25 protein-coding genes and 4 tRNA genes are annotated in these 24,856 nt (G+C 39.1%); 11 read left to right on the forward strand and 18 right to left on the reverse strand.

Annotated elements, in window-relative coordinates:
- Positions 1–9 precede the first annotated feature (9 nt).
- The 3 genes from clpS to DS885_RS14680 all read right to left on the reverse strand — a co-directional run bounded on the left by clpS (position 10) and on the right by DS885_RS14680 (position 2,304).
- On the reverse strand, positions 10–336 hold the full coding sequence (gene clpS, locus DS885_RS14670; RefSeq protein WP_113820165.1) for an ATP-dependent Clp protease adapter ClpS: 327 nt from the start codon (positions 334–336) through the stop codon (positions 10–12).
- Positions 337–635: 299 nt separating this feature from the next.
- Complete coding sequence (locus DS885_RS14675) at positions 636–1,589, reverse strand: chemotaxis protein CheV (protein ID WP_113820166.1); 954 nt, start codon at positions 1,587–1,589, stop codon at positions 636–638.
- 139 nt (positions 1,590–1,728) lie between these two features.
- Entirely contained in the window at positions 1,729–2,304 is a 576-nt protein-coding gene (locus DS885_RS14680; RefSeq protein WP_258546921.1) for a DUF6942 family protein, read from the reverse strand.
- 181 nt (positions 2,305–2,485) lie between these two features.
- Here DS885_RS14680 and DS885_RS14685 point away from each other — a divergent pair, with 181 nt between their 5' ends.
- Entirely contained in the window at positions 2,486–4,390 is a 1,905-nt protein-coding gene (locus DS885_RS14685) for a methyl-accepting chemotaxis protein (protein ID WP_113820167.1), read from the forward strand.
- Positions 4,391–4,492: 102 nt separating this feature from the next.
- Here the strand turns inward: DS885_RS14685 and nrdG are convergent, their stop codons facing one another.
- Complete coding sequence (nrdG, locus tag DS885_RS14690; protein WP_113820168.1) at positions 4,493–4,954, reverse strand: anaerobic ribonucleoside-triphosphate reductase-activating protein; 462 nt, start codon at positions 4,952–4,954, stop codon at positions 4,493–4,495.
- Positions 4,955–4,966: 12 nt separating this feature from the next.
- On the reverse strand, positions 4,967–7,111 hold the full coding sequence (gene nrdD, locus DS885_RS14695; RefSeq protein WP_113820169.1) for an anaerobic ribonucleoside-triphosphate reductase: 2,145 nt from the start codon (positions 7,109–7,111) through the stop codon (positions 4,967–4,969).
- Positions 7,112–7,391: 280 nt separating this feature from the next.
- Between nrdD and rsxA the strand changes: the two genes are divergently transcribed.
- Genes rsxA through nth form a run of 7 tightly spaced genes read left to right on the forward strand, consistent with a single transcriptional unit; the run spans position 7,392 to position 14,264 of the window.
- Positions 7,392–7,970, forward strand: a complete 579-nt coding sequence (gene rsxA / locus DS885_RS14700; protein WP_113820170.1) for an electron transport complex subunit RsxA — start codon at positions 7,392–7,394, stop codon at positions 7,968–7,970.
- Positions 7,967–8,539: an electron transport complex subunit RsxB gene (gene rsxB / locus DS885_RS14705; protein WP_113820171.1), complete on the forward strand. Its 573-nt coding sequence runs from the start codon at positions 7,967–7,969 to the stop codon at positions 8,537–8,539. Before rsxA ends, rsxB begins: the two co-directional genes overlap by 4 nt.
- A gap of 1 nt (position 8,540) precedes the next feature.
- A complete protein-coding gene (rsxC, locus tag DS885_RS14710) occupies positions 8,541–11,207 on the forward strand; it encodes an electron transport complex subunit RsxC (protein WP_113820172.1) in 2,667 nt (888 codons plus the stop codon).
- Between the two features lie 6 nt (positions 11,208–11,213).
- Positions 11,214–12,269: an electron transport complex subunit RsxD gene (gene rsxD, locus DS885_RS14715; RefSeq protein WP_113820173.1), complete on the forward strand. Its 1,056-nt coding sequence runs from the start codon at positions 11,214–11,216 to the stop codon at positions 12,267–12,269.
- The gene (gene rsxG, locus DS885_RS14720) at positions 12,266–12,901 is read left to right on the forward strand and encodes an electron transport complex subunit RsxG (RefSeq protein ID WP_258546922.1); all 636 of its coding nucleotides are present in this window, start codon (positions 12,266–12,268) and stop codon (positions 12,899–12,901) included. Before rsxD ends, rsxG begins: the two co-directional genes overlap by 4 nt.
- A gap of 41 nt (positions 12,902–12,942) precedes the next feature.
- Positions 12,943–13,629, forward strand: a complete 687-nt coding sequence (locus DS885_RS14725) for an electron transport complex subunit E (protein ID WP_113820200.1) — start codon at positions 12,943–12,945, stop codon at positions 13,627–13,629.
- The gene (gene nth / locus DS885_RS14730; protein WP_113820174.1) at positions 13,629–14,264 is read left to right on the forward strand and encodes an endonuclease III; all 636 of its coding nucleotides are present in this window, start codon (positions 13,629–13,631) and stop codon (positions 14,262–14,264) included. Before DS885_RS14725 ends, nth begins: the two co-directional genes overlap by 1 nt.
- Positions 14,265–14,314: 50 nt before the next feature.
- Here nth and alaE read toward each other — a convergent pair whose 3' ends face one another.
- On the reverse strand, positions 14,315–14,761 hold the full coding sequence (gene alaE, locus DS885_RS14735; protein ID WP_113820175.1) for an L-alanine exporter AlaE: 447 nt from the start codon (positions 14,759–14,761) through the stop codon (positions 14,315–14,317).
- 223 nt (positions 14,762–14,984) lie between these two features.
- On the opposite strand from alaE, the gene DS885_RS14740 reads away from it, so the two are divergent.
- The 3 genes from DS885_RS14740 (at position 14,985) to DS885_RS14750 (ending at position 16,680) form a co-directional block, all read left to right on the forward strand.
- The gene (locus DS885_RS14740; protein WP_113820176.1) at positions 14,985–15,590 is read left to right on the forward strand and encodes a DUF3157 family protein; all 606 of its coding nucleotides are present in this window, start codon (positions 14,985–14,987) and stop codon (positions 15,588–15,590) included.
- 185 nt (positions 15,591–15,775) lie between these two features.
- Positions 15,776–15,892: a type II toxin-antitoxin system Phd/YefM family antitoxin gene (locus tag DS885_RS17805; RefSeq protein ID WP_258546923.1), complete on the forward strand. Its 117-nt coding sequence runs from the start codon at positions 15,776–15,778 to the stop codon at positions 15,890–15,892.
- Between the two features lie 293 nt (positions 15,893–16,185).
- Entirely contained in the window at positions 16,186–16,680 is a 495-nt protein-coding gene (locus DS885_RS14750) for a DUF6694 family lipoprotein (RefSeq protein ID WP_113820177.1), read from the forward strand.
- 113 nt (positions 16,681–16,793) lie between these two features.
- On the opposite strand, the gene DS885_RS14755 is transcribed toward DS885_RS14750, so the two are convergent.
- From DS885_RS14755 to tolR, 12 genes are all read right to left on the reverse strand, one after another.
- Entirely contained in the window at positions 16,794–17,405 is a 612-nt protein-coding gene (locus DS885_RS14755; protein WP_113820178.1) for a hypothetical protein, read from the reverse strand.
- Between the two features lie 358 nt (positions 17,406–17,763).
- Positions 17,764–18,264 (reverse strand): DUF1456 family protein, encoded by a 501-nt coding sequence (locus DS885_RS14760; RefSeq protein ID WP_113820179.1) that lies wholly within the window; start codon positions 18,262–18,264, stop codon positions 17,764–17,766.
- Positions 18,265–18,323: 59 nt separating this feature from the next.
- Entirely contained in the window at positions 18,324–19,382 is a 1,059-nt protein-coding gene (gene nadA / locus DS885_RS14765; protein WP_113820180.1) for a quinolinate synthase NadA, read from the reverse strand.
- A 107-nt stretch (positions 19,383–19,489) separates the two neighbouring features.
- A tRNA-Lys gene (locus tag DS885_RS14770) sits at positions 19,490–19,565 on the reverse strand.
- A 182-nt stretch (positions 19,566–19,747) separates the two neighbouring features.
- Positions 19,748–19,823, reverse strand: a tRNA-Lys gene (locus DS885_RS14775).
- A 53-nt stretch (positions 19,824–19,876) separates the two neighbouring features.
- Positions 19,877–19,952: transfer RNA gene (locus tag DS885_RS14780), tRNA-Lys, on the reverse strand.
- A 182-nt stretch (positions 19,953–20,134) separates the two neighbouring features.
- Positions 20,135–20,210 (reverse strand) — tRNA-Lys (locus DS885_RS14785).
- Between the two features lie 427 nt (positions 20,211–20,637).
- Complete coding sequence (gene ybgF / locus DS885_RS14790; protein ID WP_113820181.1) at positions 20,638–21,366, reverse strand: tol-pal system protein YbgF; 729 nt, start codon at positions 21,364–21,366, stop codon at positions 20,638–20,640.
- Between the two features lie 7 nt (positions 21,367–21,373).
- Complete coding sequence (gene pal / locus DS885_RS14795; RefSeq protein ID WP_113820182.1) at positions 21,374–21,928, reverse strand: peptidoglycan-associated lipoprotein Pal; 555 nt, start codon at positions 21,926–21,928, stop codon at positions 21,374–21,376.
- A 30-nt stretch (positions 21,929–21,958) separates the two neighbouring features.
- Positions 21,959–23,278 carry a Tol-Pal system beta propeller repeat protein TolB gene (gene tolB, locus DS885_RS14800; protein WP_441344269.1) on the reverse strand — a complete coding sequence of 440 codons (1,320 nt, stop codon included), beginning with the start codon at positions 23,276–23,278 and terminating at the stop codon, positions 21,959–21,961.
- A 3-nt stretch (positions 23,279–23,281) separates the two neighbouring features.
- Positions 23,282–24,424, reverse strand: a complete 1,143-nt coding sequence (gene tolA, locus DS885_RS14805) for a cell envelope integrity protein TolA (protein WP_113820184.1) — start codon at positions 24,422–24,424, stop codon at positions 23,282–23,284.
- A complete protein-coding gene (tolR, locus tag DS885_RS14810; RefSeq protein ID WP_113820185.1) occupies positions 24,425–24,856 on the reverse strand; it encodes a protein TolR in 432 nt (143 codons plus the stop codon).

The raw sequence follows: 24,856 nt of genomic DNA on the forward strand, positions 1-24,856 counted from the left end.
GTAAAACTGTTAACTCTCTTTTTCCATTGTACATTTCAATGGGTGTTGATTATCTTTTGCATACTGAACGACTTGCATTACTTTGGTTTCGGCAATTTCAGCAGTAAAGGTGCCACAAATACCAACCCCTTTATAGTGAACGTTCAACATAACTTCTGTTGCTGTTTCATGATCTAATCGAAAAAAACGTTGTAACACATCAATAACGAAGTCCATCGGCGAATAATCATCATTATGTAACAACACGTTATACATAGATGGCGGCACTAACTTTGTTTGTTGCGACTCAATTGTTGCCGATTCGTTACCCGTTTTTGGAGAATTTTTATCACTCATGGTTTAGTCTAGTCTTCATTATTAAGGTTGTTGAAATAATTAGTCTTTCTATTCAATTAACGTTATGAGCTTCTCAATATTAATCATATAGGAAGGCATAAAGCTAGTCATTTATATGTCACACTAATCAGATTAAATAGATGCAATTCGCTTTGTATTTGAAAAAAGGTAACTTTTAACAAAAAAACCAAGGCTTTGATTGCGAGTACAATGTCACTCCTTATCACTTTGTACAATATTAGAGTAAAGCTTAATCCTATATTGTGCAAACACTAGGTGCATTGCTTTTTTATCTCAGTTTATTGGTCAAGCTTCGCTTTCAAACAAGTCTGAACAACTTCCACTAAGCGATCCGGCTGAAATTTAGAAAGAAACTCATTACAGCCTACTTTTTCCACCATTGCTTTATTAAAATCACCGCTTAATGAGGTATTCAAAACCACAAACAGATCCGACATACGCGGATCATTTCTAATCTCTGAGGTTAACTTATAACCATCCATGATCGGCATTTCCGCGTCGGTGATCACCATCAAGATTTGATCTTTAATATTTTTACCTTGCTCTAACCAACTTTTTAATAGCTGTAATGCTTCCTGACCATTTTTAGCAGGAATCACTTCAACACCAAGTTGCTCTAGAGTATTAGCAACTTGTCTACGCGCAGTGTAAGAGTCATCCACGTGTAAAACACGTTGGCCTGCAAATTCCGACAAAATATTAGGGTCAACAACGCCTTCAGATATATCTACTTTATAATCTAGAATCTCTGCCAGTACTTTTTCAACGTCAATAATTTCAATTAACCCAGTTAACTCACCTCTTGTCTCTTCTCTGAGCTTAGTGATCGCTGTTAAATAATGGTAACGGCCCACAGTTGAAGGAGGCTCCATAATCTCACTCCAAGTCATATTCACAATATGCTCTACTTTTCCGACTAAGAATCCCTGCACAGTACGGTTATATTCAGTGATAATAAGGTTTGATTCACTATCAGGGACTAAGGGTTGTAGACCAATGGCAGCTTTGAGATTAATCACTGGAATCGATTCACCACGAATTGCCACTACCCCATCAATATGTGGGTGAGAGTTAGGTAGTTTGTTGAAATGAGGTAATTTCACCACCTCTTTTACCTTAAACACATTTAATGCAAAAAGTTGGCGGCCAGAAAGGTGAAACAACAATAATTCTAAACGATTCTCCCCTACCAGGTTGGTTCGTTTATCAATATTGTCCAATAAGTTAGTCATATTTATATCCCTATAAAACATTAATCATTATCAAGTTTAATATAATCATTAAAATACTGAGATAATAAATGGTTTACGTTGTAAGAAAGCAGTTTGACGTGCAACAGTTAATAACGAGGACTCTATCACGTCAACGCCACTATTTATATTTACCTTGTAAGAGCTGGCTTAATAGCCTGGCTAATCGCTGTATCTTTATATTCGATAGCTGGCGATAATCAAAATAGGGACAAACAATAATGTGTTGTTCAAAGTTAATGGCAAACTCTTCATCTAACCACAACAGCTCAGTATTTAACTGCTCACTATTTAATAATTGCTTTGCATAAGTCCTACCGCAGATAATATGTACAGTGCGCTTGCTTTTATCTGCTTCAGCTTCAACAAGGTTCAAAGCGGGAGCACTAAACAATAACGCCGTAGCGCTATTTTCTTGCAATAAATACTCGTCACGGTAAGCCTGCCAAGTTGCCGCTAATTGTGAAAACTGAAAATCATTGTTGTCCAAAGCATAAAGTACCTTGGCGTATACATTAAACACCTTTCGCCAGCCGTTACCACAAGCTCTGCCTATCGCCTCGATATCAGTTTCTTGTAAAGGAACAACAGTTGTTACCCCCTGCCATTGTTCCATATTAGGTTGATTTTGAATATACACAGCAAAAGTGAAGTTAATATCTCCTAAACCAATACACGCCTGTCTTTTCTCTCGCACTTAGTTAACACCTTTATTAAAACAAAAAAATAACACAATAAACACCTCATTAGGGATAGAAATTCAGTTTGTAACAATGTTACTATCTCGCGCAATCAGCATCTATCAATTATAGATAACCAGTCGCATTAATCACACTGACATTAATGCCTATTTAGCCAACCAATTAAGAGTTACCAACATGTATCTTAACTTCAAAGGGCGCATTGTTTCCGCAGCAATCGTTATGTTAACCGTTGCCACTGCAACGCTCTCGTTTATCTCCTACACCCAGCAATCTAACATTACCATAGATAACGTTGACCGATACTCGATGCTAAACCTATCTAGCAACGGAGACAAAATTCAGCAATTCGTTGCCAGCATTGATAGAAGCATAGGCTCAACTGCGTCACTTTTTACCACAAGAAGCGACCAACAAAACATCATTACTAACCTCAAGTTATTACAACAATCAACACAAGCTTCAGCGATTGTTGTTGGTTATGCTGATGGGGTTGCCTTTAATAGTAATAAAGGCAAATATACATCCAGCTATGACCCACGCACACGCGGTTGGTATCAACAAGCAAAACGTCAAGGTAGTACTATTATTACCGACATCTACACAGGAAGTAGCACTGGCCGCCTGATGATCAGTATTGCTGCTCCTTTTTATACAAACAATGTTATCCAAGGCGTGCTACTTGCTGACCTTGAGTTAAACGGCTTACAAAGCATGGTTGATAACACGGTGTTTTCAGGCGCAACAGCCACACTATACACAGATTCAGGTTTAGTATTGGCCTCCTCAGATCGCACCTTAATCGCAGGAAAAAGCCATATGTCAGATAGTCCGGCATTAGCACCTTTTAAAGATCAACTACTAAACCAACAACGAGGCTCTTTTTCATACCACTCAAATGGAGAAGATAAGGTTAACTATTTCCAAACGATCAAGCTCAATGATACAAACCAATGGCACCTGTTAATTACCTTAGATGAAGCGGTTGTGTATCAGGTTGTTGATCAATCTTTGCAGACTAGCCTGATTAGCACACTTATCTTAATTAGTATTGGTTCATTAGTTATCTATCTACTACTTAGCTACACATATCGACCGATCATAGCCCTCAAACAAACAGTGCAAGCACTATCTAGTGGTCATGGTGATTTAACCACTCGATTACCTGTCACTAGCGAAGACGACCTAGGGCAAATATCAGCGAGCATTAATATCTTCATTGCTAACCTTCAGCATATGATGTTGGATATTGCTAAAGCATCATCGCGTATCGACGCTAGTATTGATGGCTTACAGACTTTAACTGAACAGAATAAACAGACCTTTAATCAACATAAAATTGAAACAGAGCAAGCAGTTACAGCGTTAGAAGAGATGAGTGCAACTTCTCAAGATGTAGCTCAAAATACCTCTGGCGCCGTAGAGTTTACTAGTAAAACCAATACTCAAGCAGAACAGTCAAAAGTAGTCGTGCGTAATGCGACACAAACTGTGACTGAGTTAGTAGAAAGTGTGGATGATGTTTCTAAAAATATTAGCGAAATGGGTCTACAGATATCAGAAATAGCCAAAGTACTTGGCATCATTGGTGAAATTGCAGATCAAACGAACCTACTCGCATTAAACGCAGCCATTGAAGCTGCGCGAGCAGGTGAACATGGTCGAGGTTTTGCAGTAGTTGCCGATGAAGTACGTGCGCTAGCGTTAAGAACGCAACAAAGTACCACTGAGATTCAACAAACGATTAATCGACTCACCAGCAGTGGTCATACGGTAACGCAGACCATGAAAGCGACTCGCACTAGTTGTGAAGAAACTTCTTTACAGATCAACTTAGTGGTGACGGATCTAGATGATATTAGTTTATCTGTTGAAGAGTTAAATGCCATTAATGTACAAATCGCGACAGCCGCTGAAGAACAAAGTGCCGTATCCCATGAGATAAATAAAAATATGGTAAAAATAAGCGAAATGGTGGAACGTATTGCCACAAGTGGTGACGATGTAAATCACGAAGCCATTAATTTAGCAGATGCAAATTTACACCTCACTGATATTGTTAAAAAATTCAAACTGCAGTAATTAACCACAAGATTCATTAAATCAAACAAAAGAAGAGCTCACTGAGCTCTTCTTTTTTCTACTGCTGTTCAAGGTTACTACTTAGATCAAGTTATCCATTACCTATAAATAATGGATAACTTGATTGGAACTACCACGCCAACTCAAGGATAAATCTGCTTTATCTTGATCATACTTACCATCAATCAACACATCAATCCAAGGTAATATCAAACGCTGTTCAGCAGTTAATTCATCTAATACATAACCCGTCCATACCCAGATAGTTTTTCCATGGCACGATTGCTTAACGCGCTTCACTAACTTCAATACTGTTTCAAGATTTGTCGGATGTAATGGATCTCCGCCGGATAAAGTCAGCCCTTGTTTGACAATTCGCTGGTCATTGAGATCATCAATAACCTGTTGTTCAAGCTCCTCAGTAAATAACTGACCAGCTGTTAAAGACCAAGTTGATTGGTTATAACATCCCCTACATTGATGCACACAACCAGATACAAATAACGTACAACGTGTACCTTCACCATTAACCACATCAACAGGGAAATATTTAGAATAATGCATCAACTAACACCTCTATAAATGCTTTACTCTTCGCTTAACTTCTTCTTGCTTACCTTCGTTAAAAGGCCGCGCATCTGGGCTACCTAAATAACCACAAACACGTCGTGTTACTGCTACTTTTTCCGGATCTGAGTTACCACAGTTTGGACACACAAAGCCTTTACTGGTGCATTCAAACTCACCAGTAAAGCCACATTCGTAACATTCATCAATGGGTGTATTTGTCCCGTAGTAAGGCACTCGGCTGTAACTATAATCCCAAACATTTTCTAAGGCTTTTAAGTTATGTTGCATATTCGGGTATTCGCCATAACAGATAAAACCACCATTGCTGATTGCAGGGTAAACCATTTCAAAATCTATTTTATCGTAAGGGTTGGCCGATTTTTCCACATCTAAGTGGAATGAGTTTGTATAATAACCTTTATCCGTTACACCATTCACAATGCCAAACTCTTTGGCATCTAAACGACAAAAACGGTCACATAAATTTTCTGAAGGAGTGGAATATAAACTAAAGGCATAACCCGATTCTGCAGACCAATCTTGCACTGCTTGTTTCAATGCGCTGAGTATTTGTTGAGACTTTTGTTGCTTAACTTCATTATCAAAAATATGCTGATCATGACCAAATAAAGCATTTACCGTTTCATGCAAGCCAATATAGCCCAGAGAGATTGAAGCACGGCCATGCTTAAATACATCAGCCACACAATCATCAGCTTTTAATCGAACCCCACAAGCACCTTCCATATATAAAATAGGTGCAACGCTTGCTTTAACATCACTAAGTCGACTAATACGAGTATCTAACGCTTGCTTTGCGAGTTTTAATCGTTCATTTAACATCTGATCAAAGCGTTTTACATCTCCCTTTGTTTGCAGCGCAATACGAGGTAAGTTAATACTTACCACACCGAGGTTCCCCCTGCCATCGTGAATCAATTCAGAGTCTATTTCACCTGCTTCTGTCAGAGAGGTTTGTTGGTAGCGGTCGAGGAAGCTTCGGCATCCCATTGGTGTTTTAAAGGAACCAGTCACCTCAACGACTTTGTCATAATTTAAAATATCAGGGTACATTCGCTGCGAGGCACAACGTAACGCCAATTGCTTGATATCGTAGTTTTGGTCACCCTCTTTGAGATTGATGCCGTTTTTAATAGCAAACACTAACTTCGGAAAAATAGCGGTTTTTCTGTTCTTACCTAATCCAGCAATACGGTTTTTTAAAATGGCACTTTGAATTAAACGCGACTGCCAATCGACTCCTAATCCAAAACCAAAAGTAACAAAAGGAGTCTGCCCGTTAGCTGTGTGCAGAGTATTCACTTCATACTCTAATGATTGAAACGCGTTATAACATTCAATTTCCGTTTGTTGTGTTGCAAAGGCATGAGCATCTTCAATCGACCACTGTTTAGCGGTAAGCAGATGCTTTTCAAAGCTTTTTGTCACGTAAGGTGCAAGTATTGTATCAATGCCATTAATGGTTGTTCCGCCATAAATATGGCTGGCAACCTGGGCAATGATCTGCGCTGTCACTGCAGTTGCCGTTGAAATTGACTTGGGCTCTTCAATCTCCGCATTACCCATTTTAAAACCTTGAGTAAACATCCCTTTAATATCAATCAACATGCAATTAAACATCGGAAAAAATGGCGCGTAATCTAGATCATGATAATGAATTTCACCGCGATCATGCGCTTGCACGACATCTCGTGGCAACATATAAGATTTAGCATAATGCTTAGCAATAATGCCGGCTAATAAATCACGTTGCGTAGGGATAACTTTGCCGTCCTTATTAGCATTTTCATTCAACAAAGAGGCATTACTTTGTGCTATCAAACCATCTATTTCATAGTTTAATTTACTTTTCCGTTCGCGAGCAATATCGCGATCATGTCGATACTCAATATAAACTCGCGCTAACTCAAGGTGGCCATTTTTCATCAGGCAGGCTTCAACGGCATCTTGAATATCGTGTATATCGACACTTTGTTGTTGAAGTAATGAGTTACTTACTTCATGTGCAATTAACTCCGGTTGTACTTTATTATCATTAATCGCTTTTGCAGCCTTACTAATTGCTGCTTTAATTCGCTCTCCATCAAAGAGAACTTGGCTACCATCTCGCTTAATCACAACGGGTTTCATCAAACACTCCAAAACACAATATATAGTAACAAAGAACTATACGTAACACTAAATATAGATTATTGATGTGAATCAAGTTTATAAAAGGCGTATCCTTAATAGTAAATAAGTGCAGGATTTATCAACAAAATTCAGTCTTGATTTTTTTAATCACAGAAGAAATCAGGCTATCACCAAAATTGACTGCATTTTGACACTGAAATGGGTAGATTTTGTTGTTACAATAGCCCTCTTTTTTTATGCATAAAATAACCTACAGTCAGTAGTGGAATTATTATTTATGAGCGATTACTTTTTACTCTTTTTTGGCACAGTGTTAGTGAACAACTTTGTGCTAGTAAAGTTTTTAGGCCTATGCCCATTTTTAGGGGTGTCTAATAAGATTGAAACAGCCGTAGGTATGTCTTTAGCGACCACCTTTGTTTTAACCTTAACGGCGGCGCTTTCCTATATTGTAAATACTTACTTACTTGAGCCACTAGGCTTACATTATTTGCAAACATTGAGCTTTATCTTAGTGATCGCCGTAGTAGTACAATTTACAGAGATGGTCATGAATAAAACCAGCCCTACGCTATATCGTTTGCTGGGCATATTCTTACCGCTAATCACCACTAACTGTGCGATTTTAGGCTTAGCCTTATTAAACTTAACTGAGCAACATAACTTCGCGCAGTCTGTTATCTATGGTTTAGGTGCAGGCGTAGGTTTCTCTTTAGTGCTTATTTTATTTTCCTCTATTCGTGAGCGCCTCAGCGCAGCGGATATTCCGTTACCTTTTAAAGGAGCATCTATCGCTATGATCACAGCAGGTTTAATGTCATTAGCATTCATGGGCTTTACTGGGTTAATTAAATGATCATCAGTATTGTAATTGCCATTGTCACCTTAGGTGTTTTAGGGCTGATTTTTGGTTCCCTATTAGGCTACTCATCAATTCGTTTTAAAGTAAAAGAAGATCCAATCGTAGAAGAGTTGGATGCGATGCTGCCACAAACACAATGTGGGCAATGTGGTTACCCAGGTTGTAAACCGTACGCAAAAGCCATTGCAGAAGGTGATGATATTAATAAATGCCCCCCTGGCGGTGAAGCGGTAATGCAACAATTAGCAGACCGTATGGGCATTGAACCTAAGCAATTAGAAGGTGAAGAAAAACCTAAAATGATTGCCTTAATACGAGAAGATGAATGTATCGGCTGTACTAAATGTATTCAGGCGTGTCCCGTAGACGCTATTTTAGGTGCCACTCGACAAATGCACACAGTGATCACAGACGAATGTACTGGCTGTGAGCTATGTGTAGCACCATGTCCAACAGATTGTATTGATATGTTACCGATTCAAATTACCACACAAAACTGGCAATGGAATTTACAGACTATCCCAACAAAAACGATTACAACCGACAGCAGTAACGAGCCGTAACATGACACAAAAAAGCAATTTATTAAGTGATAAAAAATTAGAGCAGATTGCGGCTGGTAAAATGTGGGATTTTCACGGTGGTGTGCACCCTGAACAAAATAAACTGCAAAGTAACCAAAGTCCTATTACCGATGCCGGTATTCCAGAAGAATTGATCATTGCCGTTGAGCAAAAAGGTCATATTCCGCAATTACTGGTGGCAGTAGGCGATACCGTATTAAAAGGCCAGCCTTTAACCAAAGTGTATGGCGCCTTAGTTGTACAACATGCAAGTAGTTCGGGTGTGGTCAAAGCCATTGAGCCAAGAACTGACTGCCACCCTTCGGGCCTTCCAGTGTTATCGATAGTGATTGAGACCGATGGTTTAGATAGACCTTTCCCTTCTCAAGGTTTTAGCGATTATCGTCAAGAGATGCCAGCCACCTTAATCGAAGCGACTCAACAAGCAGGTATTGTGGGTTTAGGCGGCGCAGGTTTTGCTACGCATTTAAAATTAGCACACAGTGAAAACCGTTTATTAATCATCAATGCCATTGAATGTGAACCTTACATCACAGCTGATGACCGTTTAATTCAAGAGCATGCCGATGAGATAATCGAAGGCATTAATATACTGCAACACATTTTACAGCCTAAATTAACCATATTTGCTGTTGAAGATAACAAACCGGAAGCCATTGAAGCATTCACTAAATCATTACAAAGCATTCCCGGTGCTGCGGACAACATCTTATTACGTGTTATTCCAACTCGTTACCCTTCAGGAAGTGCGAAACAACTGATTGAAGTGTTAACTGGTGAGCAAACACCAATCAACAAACACTCTTCAGAATTAGGCATCTCTATGTTTAACGTCGGGACAGCCTTTGCCGTTAAAGAAGCCATCATCAACGGTAAACCACTGGTTTCACGTATCGTCACTATTACTGGTGACGCCTTTGCCCGTAAAGGTAATGCCAGCGTGCGTATCGGTACACCGATTCAACACTTATTAGATACTTATTGGTTAAATGCTTTACATCACCAACAATTGATTATTGGCGGCCCAATGATGGGTTTCACCGTTAGCGACCCAAGTATGCCGGTATCAAAAACCTGTAACTGTATTCTTGCGCCAACGGAAAAAGAGTTACCGCAACCAGAGCCTGAGATGAACTGTATTCGTTGCAGTGAATGTGCAGAGGCCTGTCCAGTAGAGCTATTACCGCAGCAGTTACTTTGGTACTCACAAAGTGAAGACCATAAAAAACTAGAGGAATACGACCTATCTGCCTGTATCGAATGTGGCGCTTGTGCTTTTGTGTGTCCGAGTCATATTCCTTTAGTTGAATATTACCGTGTTTCTAAATCACAAATTAAAGCTGCTAAGTTTGAAGCTGAAAAAGCGGCTATTGCTCGTAAACGCCATGAAGATAGAGAGCGACGTTTAGAAACAGAGAAACAGCAACGTCAATTAAAACACAAGTTAGCCGCTGAAAAACGCAAAGAGCAAATGCAAGATAAGAATGGTGGTGAAGACTTAGTTGCAGCGGCCTTAGCCCGAGCTAAAGCCAAAAAACAAGCCAATAGTGAAGCACCAGCAGAAGCTAGCAATAAACCAACGGCAGCAAATAGCCAAGTTGCAGCAGCCATTGCCCGTGCAAAAGCCAAGAAACAAGCAGCAGATAGCGGGACTCAATCAGAAAATAATGTAGATTCAGATCCGAAAAAAGCCACTGTCGCTGCCGCAATCGCACGAGCAAAAGCGAAAAAACAAGCAGCAGCAGAGGCTAAAGCGCAATCAGATTCATCTGAAAATAATATTGAAACTGATCCAAAGAAAGCAGCGGTAGCAGCTGCCATTGCTCGCGCTAAAGCGAAGAAACAAGCAGCCGCAGAAGCTAAAGATAAGCTTACAACACCAGATACTTCAGAAGGCAACGTTGAAACTGAAGTTGATCCTAAAAAAGCGGCAATCGCTGCAGCTGTTGCTCGCGCTAAAGCGAAGAAAAAAGCAGCCGCAGAAGCTAAAGATCAGCCTACAACATCAGACGCTTCAGAAGATAATGTTGAAACTGAAGTTGATCCTAAAAAAGCAGCCATCGCTGCAGCAGTTGCTCGCGCTAAAGCAAAGAAACAAGCAGCCGCAGAAGCTAAAGATCAGCCTACAACATCAGACGCTTCAGAAGATAACGTTGAAACTGAAGTTGATCCTAAAAAAGCGGCAATCGCTGCAGCTGTTGCTCGCGCTAAAGCGAAGAAAAAAGCAGCCGCAGAAGCTAAAGATCAGCCTACAACATCAGATACTTCAGAAGGTAATGTTGAAACTGAAGTTGATCCTAAAAAAGCAGCCATCGCTGCAGCCGTTGCTCGCGCTAAAGCTAAGAAACAAGCAGCTACAGAAGCTAAAGAGCAAGCTTCAAGATCAGATTCAACAGACAATGACCTAGAAAATGGCGTTGAAGATAAAGCAGAAGTTGATCCTAAAAAAGCAGCCATCGCTGCAGCCGTTGCTCGCGCTAAAGCTAAGAAAAAAATGGCTGAAGAAGCTAAGGCACAACCTGCACAATCACAAGCTGGCTCGGTATCAGCAGAACCAGTAGAAGAAAGTCCTGTGGATGACAAAAAAGCAAAAATAGCGGCAGCCATTGCCAAAGCAAAAGCCAAAAAACAGGCAGAGAAGGATTAATAAGTTATGGCATTTTTCAGTTCGACCTCACCGCACCAACGTATAAGACGCCGTACGCCTGACATCATGAAAATGGTGGTGTTGGGATTATTGCCAGGCATCCTAGTTCATAGTTACCTGTTTGGTTTGGGCATCTATGTACAAATCGCTTTGGCTATTGCAACAGCCGTTGCATCGGAAGCTATTTTCCTGATGTTACGCAAGCGCCCTTTTATCAATAGCATTAAAGATTATACGGCAATTGTCACTGCGGTATTATTAGCTATCTCTATCCCCTCGCTTGCGCCATGGTGGGTAATTGTTATTGGTACTGCTTTTTCTATCGTGATAGTTAAACAACTTTACGGCGGTCTTGGTCAAAACATTTTTAACCCTGCCATGGCTGGTTATGTTTTACTGTTAATCTCATTCCCGGTGCAAATGACAGCTTGGTTGCCTATTGAATCGATGCAAGCATTTCCAGTGACCATTATGGATACGTTGAGCTTAATCTTTACTGGTTACAGCATTGATGGCTATAGCGTGACTCAAATTAAGACATCAATTGATGGCTTTACCTTAGCGACGCCATTAGAAACCATTCGTAATGCGCTACACGTAGGAGACACCATTTCTGACACACTGAAAACCACCTTATTCAGTCCAGATTCACAGCAAGGTAGCCAATGGGTTAATTTAGCCTTCTTAGCAGGCGGCCTTTACTTACTCAAAAAGCAGATAATTTTGTGGTACATCCCAGCGAGTTTCTTAGTAGGTATGATTGTTTTCTCTTTCATCCCTTTTGCAACAGATCCTGAATTGTTCCCTTCACCGCTTTATCATTTATTCTCAGGCGCAACTATGCTTGGTGCTTTCTTCATCTTAACCGACCCTGTTACCGCCAGTACCACAGTAAAAGGACGTATCGCCTACGGGTTACTATGTGCATTATTAGTGGTGATTATTCGTGATTTTGGTGGTTACCCTGACGCAGTGGCTTTTGCAGTGTTACTAGCAAACATATGTGTGCCATTAATTGATTACTACACCAAACCTAAAGTTTATGGGAGAAGACGCTCATGATGATGCCAGCAATCAGCCGTAATGCGCTATTACTTGGTATATTTGCAGTACTTTGTACAGGTGCAATCGCCTTGGTAAATGTATTAACGCAACCTGTCATTCAACAACAGGAACAAATTGCCTTACAAAACAATATTAATGAGTTAATCAAACCAGATCGTTATGATAACAACATCATTGAAAGTTGCTTTACCGTAGTTGATAGCGAATTATTAGGTGATTCAACCCCTAAACAAGTGTTTATCGCTACCCAATATAATCAACCTGTGGCCGCTTTAATTCAGAGCAGTACCTTCAAAGGTTACTCAGGTGAAATTAAATTGTTAGTAGGTATTTATGCCGATGGCACAGTGGCAGGCGTGCGTATCAATAGCCATACTGAAACACCGGGGTTAGGCGATAAAATACAAACCAATAAATCAGATTGGATCTATTCATTCGATGGTACTGACTATCAAGCTGATCAAGATGATAAATGGGAAGTGAAAAAGAATGGCGGTAGTTTTGATGCCTTCACTGGCGCAACTATCACACCACGTGCAGTAGTTTTTGCCGTTAAAAATGCACTGATGTATTTTAACCAGCATAAATCAACCCTATTCAATACAGCAGCAACTTGTGGAGACCTATAATGACACAAGAAAACAAAGCGAATGCCACTATCGCGAATGATATGACGGAAGAGATAGATGCAGAAGAAGTAGCACCTCAAGCCGACAATGCGGCTATTTATAAAGACTTAAGCCTGCAAGGTTTATGGAAAAATAACCCAGGTATAGTGCAGTTACTAGGCTTATGTCCCCTACTAGCCGTGACCAATACACTAACCAATGCACTGGGTTTAGGCTTAGCCACATTGTTTGTGGTAATTGCCTCTAACGTGTTAATTTCATTAATTAGACACTATGTGCCTAAAGCAATCCGTATTCCTGTATTCGTATTGATCATCGCCTCTTTAGTAAGCTGTATTCAATTATTAATGAATGCTTATACTTACCAACTATATTTATCGCTAGGTATTTTCATTCCATTAATTGTAACCAACTGTATGATCATTGGTCGTGCTGAAGCATTTGCCTCAAAAAATAACGTTAAACACTCTGCCTTTGATGGCTTGATGATGGGCTTAGGTTTCACTGCCGTATTAATCGTGTTAGGCGCTGCACGTGAAGTACTGGCACAAGGTACACTATTTGATGGTATCGAAACCTTATTAGGTGACTGGGCAAGCTTTATGACCGTTAGCCTTTACAATACAGACACTAGCTTTTTAATTGCGGCTTTACCACCAGGTGCCTTTATCCTGATGGGTTTAATCATCGCCTTTAAAAACAGCATTGATAACATATTGAAAAAATAATGAATACTATAAAACGTAAACAGATCTTAACTCGCTTAAGAGACAATAACCCTCACCCAGAAACAGAGTTAAACTTCAGTTCTCCCTTTGAGTTATTAGTTGCAGTGACTTTATCGGCACAAGCTACCGATGTTAGTGTTAATAAAGCCACTGACAAACTGTTCCCTGTGGCGAATACACCAGAAGCGATTTACGCATTAGGTGTTGATGGGTTAAAAAACTATATAAGAACCATTGGCTTATATAACAGTAAAGCTGAAAATGTCATTAAAGCCTGTAAGATGTTAATCGAACTTCATAACAGTGAAGTCCCGCAAGACAGAGACGCACTGGTTGCTCTACCAGGTGTGGGTAGAAAAACCGCTAACGTTGTATTAAACACTGCTTTTGGATGGCCAACCATCGCCGTTGATACGCATATTTTCCGTGTTTCTAACCGCACTAAGTTAGCCATGGGTAAGAATGTCGATGATGTAGAGAAGAAGCTATTAAAGGTCGTTCCAGCGGAATTCAAAGTAGATGTACATCACTGGTTAATATTACACGGTCGTTATACCTGTATTGCTAGAAAACCGCGCTGTGGCTCATGCTTAATAGAAGACCTGTGTGAGTTTAAAGAAAAAACCAGCTATTAAACATTATCGCAATCCATCAGCCATGGATTGCGATGCTTAACTTTCACCGTCTAATCAATAGGCATTGAATCCGCTTTTACCACCTTATTTTCAATAACAGAGACACCCGCCCACTTTCGTACCAACTCAAGATAAACGCCAAATGGACGGCTGATCACCAACATGATTAAAGATGAGGATGCGATTAAGCTCATAATCTCTTTACTATCGGCACCTGCAATAACCAGTGTTAACACATAAATAGGCACCTGAAAGATCATAAAAGCCAAACTATCAACAAGCGTATTACCCCACCCAGTTGTTGGCTTTGCTGCTTTGAACAAAAAGTCTCGCCAAATCCCATAAGGCCGAGCAGTAACCACCATCATAGGGATCATGATCAAGCGCGTCACTAATACTTCATAAGGATCCATTCCTGCAATAAACAGTTCCGTAGAAGCTGCAAGCAATGTAAAGAACACAACCGTCGCAACTGTATCAATAATAAAACAACGCATGCCCTCTCCCTTTAACGACTTTCAATGCCCCTAACGATGCAACAGTCACTATTTAATTAACAAACTATGCTAATCAAGCTAACAATGCAATACATCTAAATGGCAGTGACTCTCTTTCATGAACAAATACCTGACTCAATTCAAGCAACACTAACTTGCCTTTATTGAGCAGAAAGATATTCTGTATTATTCATATTAAATAAAATTATAAAAGTTGAAGTTTATGCCCTTTCGTTACCTAAGACACACATTATTTATTCTACTCGGTTCAGCGACCTTTGGACTTTCCGCAGCAAGTATTGGCACAGTAACGTTAGATAACGGCGCCACAGTTCAATTAAACAATGACCACACGTGGGAATATATCGCGGTTAACGCTGAGATAACTACAAAAGCTGATAATACAATTGCACCAGCCGTCATCGCCCCGACTACAGTAATACCTGCTAGCACAGAAAAAACAGCAAAAGATAAATCATCACTAGTGCGTTCAGGATTGTTAAATACGGCCGTAAAAAGTGATGTCAAAGTGACCTTTACTGAAGCCACTTGGCGAGAGCAATCCCTTGGTTTGAAGTTTGCCTTATCCAGTAATAACTCAGAGGGTGTGGTAATAGTAAAAGTAGCCGTTACTTTTTATGATGACGATACCAAGCAAATATCAGAGCAAACCTTCAACGTTTGGCAAGCTAGCTACCGATTACCTAATACTTATCTTCGCCAAGGTGAAACAAGAAACAGCCGAGTCATTTGGGTTGATGGTATCGACAAAGCTAATTGGACAGATAAATTACTGAGTTTGAAGATAGTTGAAGTAGAGACGCGTTAGTTTTTATGAATTAGCCAACGATAAAAATGAGTGTGAATTTATTATAACCACTCATTTTTTATTACTGAATCCTTTATCTGACTCAATAAGTTATAAATCAATTATTAAAATTAATCGGCAAAAACCTTTGGAGTTATTATGAATTCAATAAATTACACAACTGCAAAAGCACATTTAGCCAATGTATGACGCATGTTTGTAATGACCGTGCTCCGATTATTATTACACGTAAAAGTGAAGTACCTGTTGTTATGATGTCATTAGAAGATTACAACGCATGCAAGAAACCACATATTTACTGAACTCTCCAGCTAATGCTGCAAACCTTTTAGAACCGATTACAGATCTTGAAACTGATAGTGGTATTCAGAATAAAAGCGAGTAAGTGCATTTCTTCAAGAACATATGTATCAATACGCAAAATACTATTCAATATACTTTTCTTCGTTTCAAAAATAAGAGCAGCAATACAACAAGAAATAAAGTGATAATGAGGTATCTTAGATAACTATAATTTAAATTTGGCTTGAATAATCTCATCTATAACTAGACAGCGAAAATTCCAGTGCCACTATAAGCATAAGAGAACTGATACATGAAGGATCAAGTATTGCTCGTCAAAATTTATCGATATCCAAGTCTTTTAAGGTATCAGATTTTGATTGCTTATACTTATACACTCAATATTAGATATTATTACCCTGAACTTAATGAGAATATTAAAATGAAGAAAATTATATTCGTTACACTTATCTTATCTCTAAGTGGATGTTTTGAATTAGTTAAGCCAGCTATATTAGATCCATCAAGCGCAGAGGCAATTGAAGATTCAGCTCAAAAAATCATAAGTGGACTCACGGAAGAAGAGGAAAAAGAGTTCAATAAAGCACTGCAATACTATTCCTTCCAAGCTTATAAAATTGTAATGAATAATGCCTTTACGACTAGTGGAATGAAGCCGCATGATGAAATAATGAGAGAAAGTTACAGTTCAATAGCCGGTTTGACAGGAAAACAGATTATCGAAAAGTACCATTTAGTTTTAGAGAAAAAACGCATTAAAACTGAGAATAAAAATATCAAAATATAAAATTAATTAGTTTAATAACTGAGTCTCGATATAGAGCAAGCTCAGATCTTTAATTTTACACGTAAAAACATTTGTGCAAGCTAATTTCGTATAGTGACCGTAATTCAGCTTCCTTATTTATAGTTATTAATTACCTCTGTATCCTGAGTGGATAAGCTTGGCGTCAGTTTTGTAATTCGGTGTTTAAATATCCTTTTAAACTCATTGCATGACCACTGAAATGTCACGGTGTGGCAATGCATATCGTCATCGGTAATTTGAATATCATAAAAAGTTCGTGGGTGTGTCAGCTTATTGCGACTACCTTTGGCGCGCAAAAAGTCACGATAATTTTCTCCACTAGCATCAAATTGAAAATCATCTAGACCCCAAAGCTTAGACGCGATCTTAAATGTAAGTTTAAGGTTTTCCTCAATAGGCAAAAACTTCTGTTCTTTCGAGTTAGGCGTTATAGAAAGGCCGCCTAATACATTTAACTCTTTGCCTGACAAACTTTCTTTTCCGCCCTCTAACCTTAAAGTAGAGCGAATTTCTACCTTTATGATTTCAGCTATAGCTTCGACCAAAGCAAAAACTGATCTGACAACTGCACGCCGTAAGAATTGTGACTCTTTTTCCTTATCAAGCACTTCATATGCTTTTAACACATCAGCTTGTAATTCTTCAAAAAGCTCATAAGCTCTGACGACCCCTTCGCCTTTACTGATATCTGGAATTTCTGACATCAAACTCTCCTTTGCACCTAACAGCACATTAAACTGAAAAATTCCACATTTCAGGCAGAAAAACGGAATCAGTGATTACATTAAAATTAACATAAAAAAACATCTATAGTATATGAAATCAGATAATTAAAGTTTTTAATAAAATGCCTGTCTGTAGATAGATGGAAAAAGTCCAGATTAACAACGAAAATATGGAATGCTGAGCACTCTGCATGTAAGCCTATATAAAGCTAAAGGTAGGAATACAACAAATAGGATTTTTATTTTGAAACGAGTTATAGAAAGTACTTAAAACAACAGACATAAAAAAGCCGAGTTAATTAACTCGGCTTTGATATTGGATTGAAGCTAAATAAATTTACTCAGCATCAACTGCGTCAGTACTTGGTTTAGTTCCACGGAACTGCACTGTGATACCGTCAATAAAGCGACGTAGTAGTTGATCGCCACAAGGCTTGTAATTACGATGATCAGACTTTCTAAATAATGCAGATAACTCGCCTTTAGATACAGGGAAGTTAGCTAATTTAAGCGCGTTTAACATATCTTCATCTTTAAAGTTTAACGCAATGCGTAATTTACGAAGAATATCGTTGTTAGATAAAATCGCTTTAGCAGGCAATACAGCAGGTACTGCGCCCTCTTTACGGCCACGTTTTTCATAGATTAAGCCGTCAAGAAACAAGGATAAAACGCTGTCACGGCATAGTACAAAACCTTCCGCGTCTTCTTTAGCAATAATACTATGTAAAAAATCAACGCTCATTTCGTTATCAACTGAAGCAAAGATGGCTAGCATTTTTGTATCATTTAATTGCAGTGCATAACGTACACGGCGTAAAACATCATTAGTAATCATAAATTCTCAATAAGTTGAGTGATAGTAAGCTCATTCTGTGAGAGCTTACAATAAAACGCTTACGCGTTACCTTTAACTTTTAACTGTTGCTCAGCGGCAAAGTTTAACATTCTATCTAAAGATACAAGTGCACCTTTAGCAACATTAGGGTCAACATCTATCTCATGCCCTGATGCATCGTTTAATGAGTCGTATATCGCTTTAAGGCCATTCATTGCCATCCAAGGACAATGAGCACAGCTACGACAAGTTGCACCGTTACCAGCGGTTGGTGCCGCCATCATCTCTTTGTCTGGACACGCTTGTTGCATCTTGTAAAAGATACCAGTATCAGTCGCGACAATTAACTTTTTGTTTGGTAATGTTTGTGCCGCTTTAATTAATTGGCTAGTAGAACCAACAGCATCAGCTAATTTAACAACACTCTCTGGTGACTCTGGATGAACCAGTATAGCAGCATCAGGGTAGATTGCTTTCATATCGCGCAATGCACTCGCTTTAAACTCATCATGCACGATACAGTCGCCTTGCCACATGATCATATCTGCTTTTGTTTCACGCTCAATGTAGCTACCTAAGTGGCGGTCAGGTCCCCAAATGATTTTTTTACCTTCGCTATCTAAATGCTCAACGATCTCTAACGCAATGCTCGATGTCACGACCCAATCTGCGCGTGCTTTAACGGCTGCCGAAGTATTTGCGTAAACCACAACGGCACGTTCTGGATGTTCATCACAAAAGGCAGAAAACTCTTCCACAGGACAACCCACGTCTAAAGAACAAGTTGCAGCTAGCTCGGGCATTAATACGGTTTTGTGTGGTGTTAATATTTTTGCTGTTTCACCCATAAAGCGAACACCAGCAATGATTAATATTTTTGCTTTATGATCTCGACCAAAGCGAGCCATCTCTAAAGAGTCTGCAACATAACCACCAGTTTCTTCAGCTAAAGCTTGGATTTCAGGATCGGTATAATAATGAGCGACAAGTACCGCATCTTTTTCAACAAGTAGTTTTTTGATTTTAGCTTTGTAATCAATCTTTTCCTGTGAAGTTAATTCAACAGGTTTACCAGGAAATGGATAATCAGATCCAACAAGCGGGGAAAATTGGCTCATTATTAACTCTTAGATATAGAAAAATGGGTGCAGATTATAGCAACTTAGGAGAAAAAAAGTAATGAATATTTGCTAGGAGTAGATATATAAAGGTGGAAGTAAAAAGGTGGTGGGCCGTGAAGGATTTGAACCTTCGACAAATGGATTAAAAGTCCACTGCTCTACCAACTGAGCTAACGGCCCATATAGTTTTATATGGATATGGTTTTGTTTAATGAAATTACTTTTAGATTAAAAGTACTTCAATGGCTCTACCAACTGAGCTAACGGCCCATATAGTTTTATATGGATATGGTTTTGTTTAATGAAGTCGCTTTTAAATTAAAAGTGCTTCAATGGCTCTACCAACTGAGCTTATATAAAAGTGGTGGGCCGTGAAGGATTTGAACCTTCGACAAATGGATTAAAAGTCCACTGCTCTACCAACTGAGCTAACGGCCCATATAGTTTTATATGGTTTGTTTTTAACTCTACAACTGAGCTTTATATAAAATTGGTGGGCCGTGAAGGATTTGAACCTTCGACAAATGGATTAAAAGTCCACTGCTCTACCAACTGAGCTAACGGCCCATATAGTTTTATATGGTTATGGTTTTGTTTAATGAAGTTACTTTTAAATTAAAAGTGCTTCAATGGCTCTACCAACTGAGCTAGCGGCCCATATAACTTTATATGGTTTTGGTGTTGTTTGATGAAGTCGCTTTTAAATTAAAAGTACTTCAATGGCTCTAACAACTGAGCTTATATAAAAGTGGTGGGCCGTGAAGGATTTGAACCTTCGACAAATGGATTAAAAGTCCACTGCTCTACCAACTGAGCTAACGGCCCATATAGTTTTATATGGTTATGGTTTTGTTTAATGAAGTCGCTTTTAAATTAAAAGTGCTTCAAGGGCTCTACCAACTGAGCTAACGGCCCATATAGTTTTATATGGTTATGGTTTTGTTTAATGAAGTTACTTTTAAATTAAAAGTGCTTCAATGGCTCTACCAACTGAGCTAACGGCCCATATAGTTTTATATGGTTATGGTTTTGTTTAATGAAGTGACTTTTAAATTAAAAGTGCTTCAATGGCTCTACCAAATGAGCTTTAGTTTAAGCTAGAACATGATTTGCATCACGTGTTGCTCTCAACTGCGGCGTATAATATACAAATATTTTCAGAGCGCAACAAAAAAATGCCACTTTTATTTCATGTGCTGAGAAATTAAACAAAATCAGATTTAAGCACAATTAATCTAGATAAAATATGTGCTTAAAGTGCCTTTAAACGTTTAGCAGCTAAGTTGGCTGCAGATGAACTTGGATACTCAGTGACCGTCTTCTGATAGAAAGATTTCGCAGAATCAATCGAACCAGCATATTCATCAATGATACCAATTTTAAATAGTGCATCAGCGCGTTTATTAGAATCAGGATATTTTTCCGTGACCACTAAGAATGCAACTTTAGCTTCATCTCGTTTTTTTTCTTTGTAGAGGAGTTGCCCTAACCAGTATTGCGCGTTCGGAACATAACTTGATTCAGGGTAATCAATAACAAAAGCTTCGAAGGCAGTAATTGCCTGAAGGTATTGCTTATCATTAAGCACTAAATCAACAGCGGCTTGATAAGCAGCTTTGTCTGTACCAGGAGCAGCTGGTGTTGCAGATACAGCAACAGGTTGTGAAGTTTGCTGACGTTCATCTAACATTTGATAGAGATTACGTTGACGCTCTTCAATTTGCTCTAGGTCATTGGAAAATACTTCCATTGAACCTTTAATTTGATTTATCTCTTGGCCTAATTGATCTAACTGAGTTTGAAAACGAATTTGCATTTTATTGCGTATCGTCATTACTCTAGTTAGCTCATCCATACGTTTTAGTAATTCAGCATTACTAGCCGTACTGACTGTAGCATCTGAAACAGGTGCCGCAGCATAGCTTGGAAAAGAGAAAAAAGCGGTCAAAAGCATGACCGCTGATAGATTACGTTTTTTCATATAGAAATTAGTAAACTAATTCTGCACGACGGTTTTCAGCACGAGCTGACTCGTTGTGACCTAGGTTAACAGGCTTCTCTTCACCGTAGCTTACTACAGTGATTTGGCTTGCTGAAACACCCATGTTTTCTAGGTAAGTAGAAACAGCTAGACCACGACGTTCGCCAAGTGCGATGTTGTACTCTGGCGTACCTAATTCATCAGCATGACCTTCAACAGTGATTGATTTATCAGTGTTGTTTACTAAGTATTTAGCATGTGCATCTAAGATAGTTGCGTATTTAGGAGAGATAACTGATTTATCAAACTCAAAGTTGATAGTTGTCTCTAAAATCGCACTAGTGTATTGCTCAACTAATTTTTCTTCAGCAGTTAATTCAATTGCTTGAATTGTATCTGTTTGAACTGCATCTTCAGCTGCTTTTTTAGCTGCTGCCGCTGCTTGCTCAGCTTGTAGCTTCGCTGCTGCTTCTGCATCCGCATCTGTAGTTGAAGAACAAGCACCTAATGCTAACATTGGTAGTGCAATTAATAAGCCTTTTGAAATCATAGATAGATTCATTTTATTTCCTTAGTACGTTTTTAATTAAAATTATTGTAAAAATGGTGACCATGCCGGTGATTTAACCTCACCATTATTCGCTGGTATATTTGCTTTAAATCGACCATCCATCGAAACTAGTGCTAAGCCTTGTTTACCTTGATAAACAGTGCTGTAAATAATCATACTGCCGTTTGGAGCAATACTTGGTGACTCATCTAACTGTGTTTTTGTTAATGTTCTTAACTCACCAGATTCAAGGTCTTGCACCGCAATCATATAATTCCCATTATGACGACTTACAAGTACAAGATTATCACCATCTGGGGTCATTGTTCCACCTAAATTAAGATCGCCCTCCCAAGTTAGGCGTTTTGCTTTACCCGTTGCTAAAGACACTTGATAAATCTGTGGTCTTCCGCCTCGTTCAGATGAAAATATAATCGACTTTCCATCTGGTGTCCAACTAGGTTCAGTATCTATGACACGATTATTTGTCAATCGTTTCAATGCTTTTGTCTTTATATTAAAAGTATATATCTCTGGTTGTCCATCTTTCGACAACACTAATGCGAGTTGAGTTCCATCTGGTGACCAAGTTGGCGAACCATTAATTTTCGGGAACGAAGTCATTAACTCACGTTGTTGTGTGTAAAGATCTTGTATGTACACCTGTGAACGACGTTTTTCAAAGCTTACGTAAGCTAATTTACGACCATCTGGAGACCAAGAAGGTGACATAATTGGCTGCTTCGAACGTAATACTAGTTTCTCACCTTCACCATCATAATCAGAAATACGTAACTGATAAGGGTGTGTGCTAGTTCTGTCTATCGCCACATACGCGATGCGTGTTAAAAAAGCACCTCGTTCACCGGTTAGTTTTTCATAAACGATATCACTAATACGATGCGCGTACTGTCTTAACTGGCTTGTTGATATAGTACTACGACGCTTATCCATCACAGGATCAAAACTAGGCATATTCACGTTACCAGTTAATACGTCTAACAACTCAAAAGTAACTATATATTTACCGGCAGTGGTATCTGGTTTTACTTCACCCATTACTATTGCTTCAACACCTAACTCCGTCCACGCAGAGTAATCAATATCTTTACTGTTAGAAGGTGTTTTTGGCATTTTATCAATTGATAAAGGACTGAATTTACCACTGCGTTGTAAATCAGCAGCAACAATCTCAGAAAAATTCTGTGGCTTTTTGCCTTTGCCTAGCCATTTAAAAGGAACAACAGCAATAGGACGCGCACTATTGACACCTTCTGTGATTAAAATTTCTAAACGTGCTGATGCGTTGCTTGAAGCAGCGATCAATATAATTAAACTAATTAATCGAACAAACATGTTCATTCCTTATAGGTCTGGCTCTAATGTAATATCGAAATCCCTAAACTGACCACTAATCTCTGGATCTTTAGGAATAGGTAACGTTTTAGCCTGTAGTGTTGCTCGACGAGCAGAATCACATAACTTTTGATCACCTTTACTCATCACTGCACTTAATACTAAGCCGTTAGAAGCTAACTTAATTGCTAACGTACAAGTTTGTCCGCTCATACTTTTATCAACCTTCCAATTACGACTTATTTTAGATCGAATTAACGCTTGATATCTAGCGATCTCAGATGTTTGCTTGGCACTTCTTGCACTTGAAAAATCATCTGAAAACTCAGCCTCCATTTGTCTATCAAGCTCTTCTTGTCTTAATCTTTCTTTTTCAGCAGCCGCTTTTTGTTTAGCAATTCTTTCCGCTTTCTCTTTCGCAGCTTTCTCAGCGGCTAATTTTTCGGCTTTTGCTTTAGCAGCCTTTTCAGCAGCTAATTTATCAGCCTTCTCTTTCGCCGCTTTTTCTGCCGCTAGTTTGTCAGCTTTCTCTTTCGCCGCTTTCTCTGCGGCTAGTTTGTCAGCTTTTTCTTTGGCAGCTTTTTCAGCGGCTAATTTATCTGCTTTTGCTTTGGCAGCTTTTTCAGCAGCTAATTTATCTGCTTTAGCTTTGGCAGCTTTTTCAGCAGCTAATTTATCTGCTTTAGCTTTTTCAGCTTTTGCAGCTTCATCTGCTTTTTTCTTTTCCGCTGCAGCTATCGCTGCTTGTTCAGCTTGTTTTTTCTCTTCTGCTTCCTTTGCTGCCGCTAATTTTTCGTTTTCAATACGCTGCTGCTCTTGTTGTTTACGTACTGCTTCCTCTTTCTCAGCTTTTAGCTTGTCATCTTTTTGCTTTTGCAACAGCGCCTGTTGACGTTGCTTTTCAGCTTCTTGTTGTGCTTGTAACTCACGTTGTTGATCTATTATTTTCTGCTGAGCTTGCTTTTGTTGCTCAGAATGCTTTGCCATACTATCAAGCATATCTTGATTAATAATGGTGGCATCAATGATCGACGCCGCCTCTGGTTTATCCCTAGGCAGCGAAAAATCAATATTCATCAACAACACACCGCCAATAATGAGGTGCAAAGCAAATGCGGTAATAAATGCAATAATGTTTGTACTATTTTTCATCTATTCGTCGGGCTCTGTCATTAAACCTAAAGAAGGCACACCAGCTTGTTGCAGCAACACCATCAATTTCACAACACTTTTATAATCTACATCTCCATCACCTTTCACAATAAATTGTGCGTCAGGATCAAGTTCAATCTGCCCTTCAACAAGTGATGACATTTGCGATGCATCTAGCGGTGTATCAGACTCATCACCGACGCTTAGATAGTAACGCCCCTGTTTATCAATCGAAGCAATTAAAGGCGGCTTAGAATCTTCAGGTAATGACTCAGCAGCAGCTTGTGGTAAATCAACTTTAACACCCTGCGTAACTAACGGTGCAGTTACCATGAAGATGATCAGTAGTACCAACATAACATCGATATAAGGTACTACATTGATTTCCGCAATAACGCGTTTTCGTCTAGGCGTTCGATAAGAATGTCGCAT

It is taken from the genome of Psychromonas sp. B3M02 (assembly GCF_003318165.1).
Classification (GTDB): Bacteria; Pseudomonadota; Gammaproteobacteria; order Enterobacterales; family Psychromonadaceae; genus Psychromonas.

Coding starts and splice junctions, on each gene's coding strand:
- clpS (WP_113820165.1), bottom strand. CDS start 336: ATGAGTGATAAAAATTCTCCAAAAACGGGTAACGAATCGGCAACAATT.
- DS885_RS14675 (WP_113820166.1), bottom strand. CDS start 1,589: ATGACTAACTTATTGGACAATATTGATAAACGAACCAACCTGGTAGGG.
- DS885_RS14685 (WP_113820167.1), top strand. CDS start 2,486: ATGTATCTTAACTTCAAAGGGCGCATTGTTTCCGCAGCAATCGTTATG.
- nrdG (WP_113820168.1), bottom strand. CDS start 4,954: ATGCATTATTCTAAATATTTCCCTGTTGATGTGGTTAATGGTGAAGGT.
- nrdD (WP_113820169.1), bottom strand. CDS start 7,111: ATGAAACCCGTTGTGATTAAGCGAGATGGTAGCCAAGTTCTCTTTGAT.
- rsxA (WP_113820170.1), top strand. CDS start 7,392: ATGAGCGATTACTTTTTACTCTTTTTTGGCACAGTGTTAGTGAACAAC.
- rsxB (WP_113820171.1), top strand. CDS start 7,967: ATGATCATCAGTATTGTAATTGCCATTGTCACCTTAGGTGTTTTAGGG.
- rsxC (WP_113820172.1), top strand. CDS start 8,541: ATGACACAAAAAAGCAATTTATTAAGTGATAAAAAATTAGAGCAGATT.
- rsxD (WP_113820173.1), top strand. CDS start 11,214: ATGGCATTTTTCAGTTCGACCTCACCGCACCAACGTATAAGACGCCGT.
- rsxG (WP_258546922.1), top strand. CDS start 12,266: ATGATGATGCCAGCAATCAGCCGTAATGCGCTATTACTTGGTATATTT.
- DS885_RS14725 (WP_113820200.1), top strand. CDS start 12,943: ATGACGGAAGAGATAGATGCAGAAGAAGTAGCACCTCAAGCCGACAAT.
- nth (WP_113820174.1), top strand. CDS start 13,629: ATGAATACTATAAAACGTAAACAGATCTTAACTCGCTTAAGAGACAAT.
- alaE (WP_113820175.1), bottom strand. CDS start 14,761: ATGCGTTGTTTTATTATTGATACAGTTGCGACGGTTGTGTTCTTTACA.
- DS885_RS14740 (WP_113820176.1), top strand. CDS start 14,985: ATGCCCTTTCGTTACCTAAGACACACATTATTTATTCTACTCGGTTCA.
- DS885_RS17805 (WP_258546923.1), top strand. CDS start 15,776: ATGACGCATGTTTGTAATGACCGTGCTCCGATTATTATTACACGTAAA.
- DS885_RS14750 (WP_113820177.1), top strand. CDS start 16,186: ATGAAGGATCAAGTATTGCTCGTCAAAATTTATCGATATCCAAGTCTT.
- DS885_RS14755 (WP_113820178.1), bottom strand. CDS start 17,405: ATGTCAGAAATTCCAGATATCAGTAAAGGCGAAGGGGTCGTCAGAGCT.
- DS885_RS14760 (WP_113820179.1), bottom strand. CDS start 18,264: ATGATTACTAATGATGTTTTACGCCGTGTACGTTATGCACTGCAATTA.
- nadA (WP_113820180.1), bottom strand. CDS start 19,382: ATGAGCCAATTTTCCCCGCTTGTTGGATCTGATTATCCATTTCCTGGT.
- ybgF (WP_113820181.1), bottom strand. CDS start 21,366: ATGAAAAAACGTAATCTATCAGCGGTCATGCTTTTGACCGCTTTTTTC.
- pal (WP_113820182.1), bottom strand. CDS start 21,928: ATGAATCTATCTATGATTTCAAAAGGCTTATTAATTGCACTACCAATG.
- tolB (WP_441344269.1), bottom strand. CDS start 23,278: ATGAACATGTTTGTTCGATTAATTAGTTTAATTATATTGATCGCTGCT.
- tolA (WP_113820184.1), bottom strand. CDS start 24,424: ATGAAAAATAGTACAAACATTATTGCATTTATTACCGCATTTGCTTTG.
- tolR (WP_113820185.1), bottom strand. CDS start 24,856: ATGCGACATTCTTATCGAACGCCTAGACGAAAACGCGTTATTGCGGAA.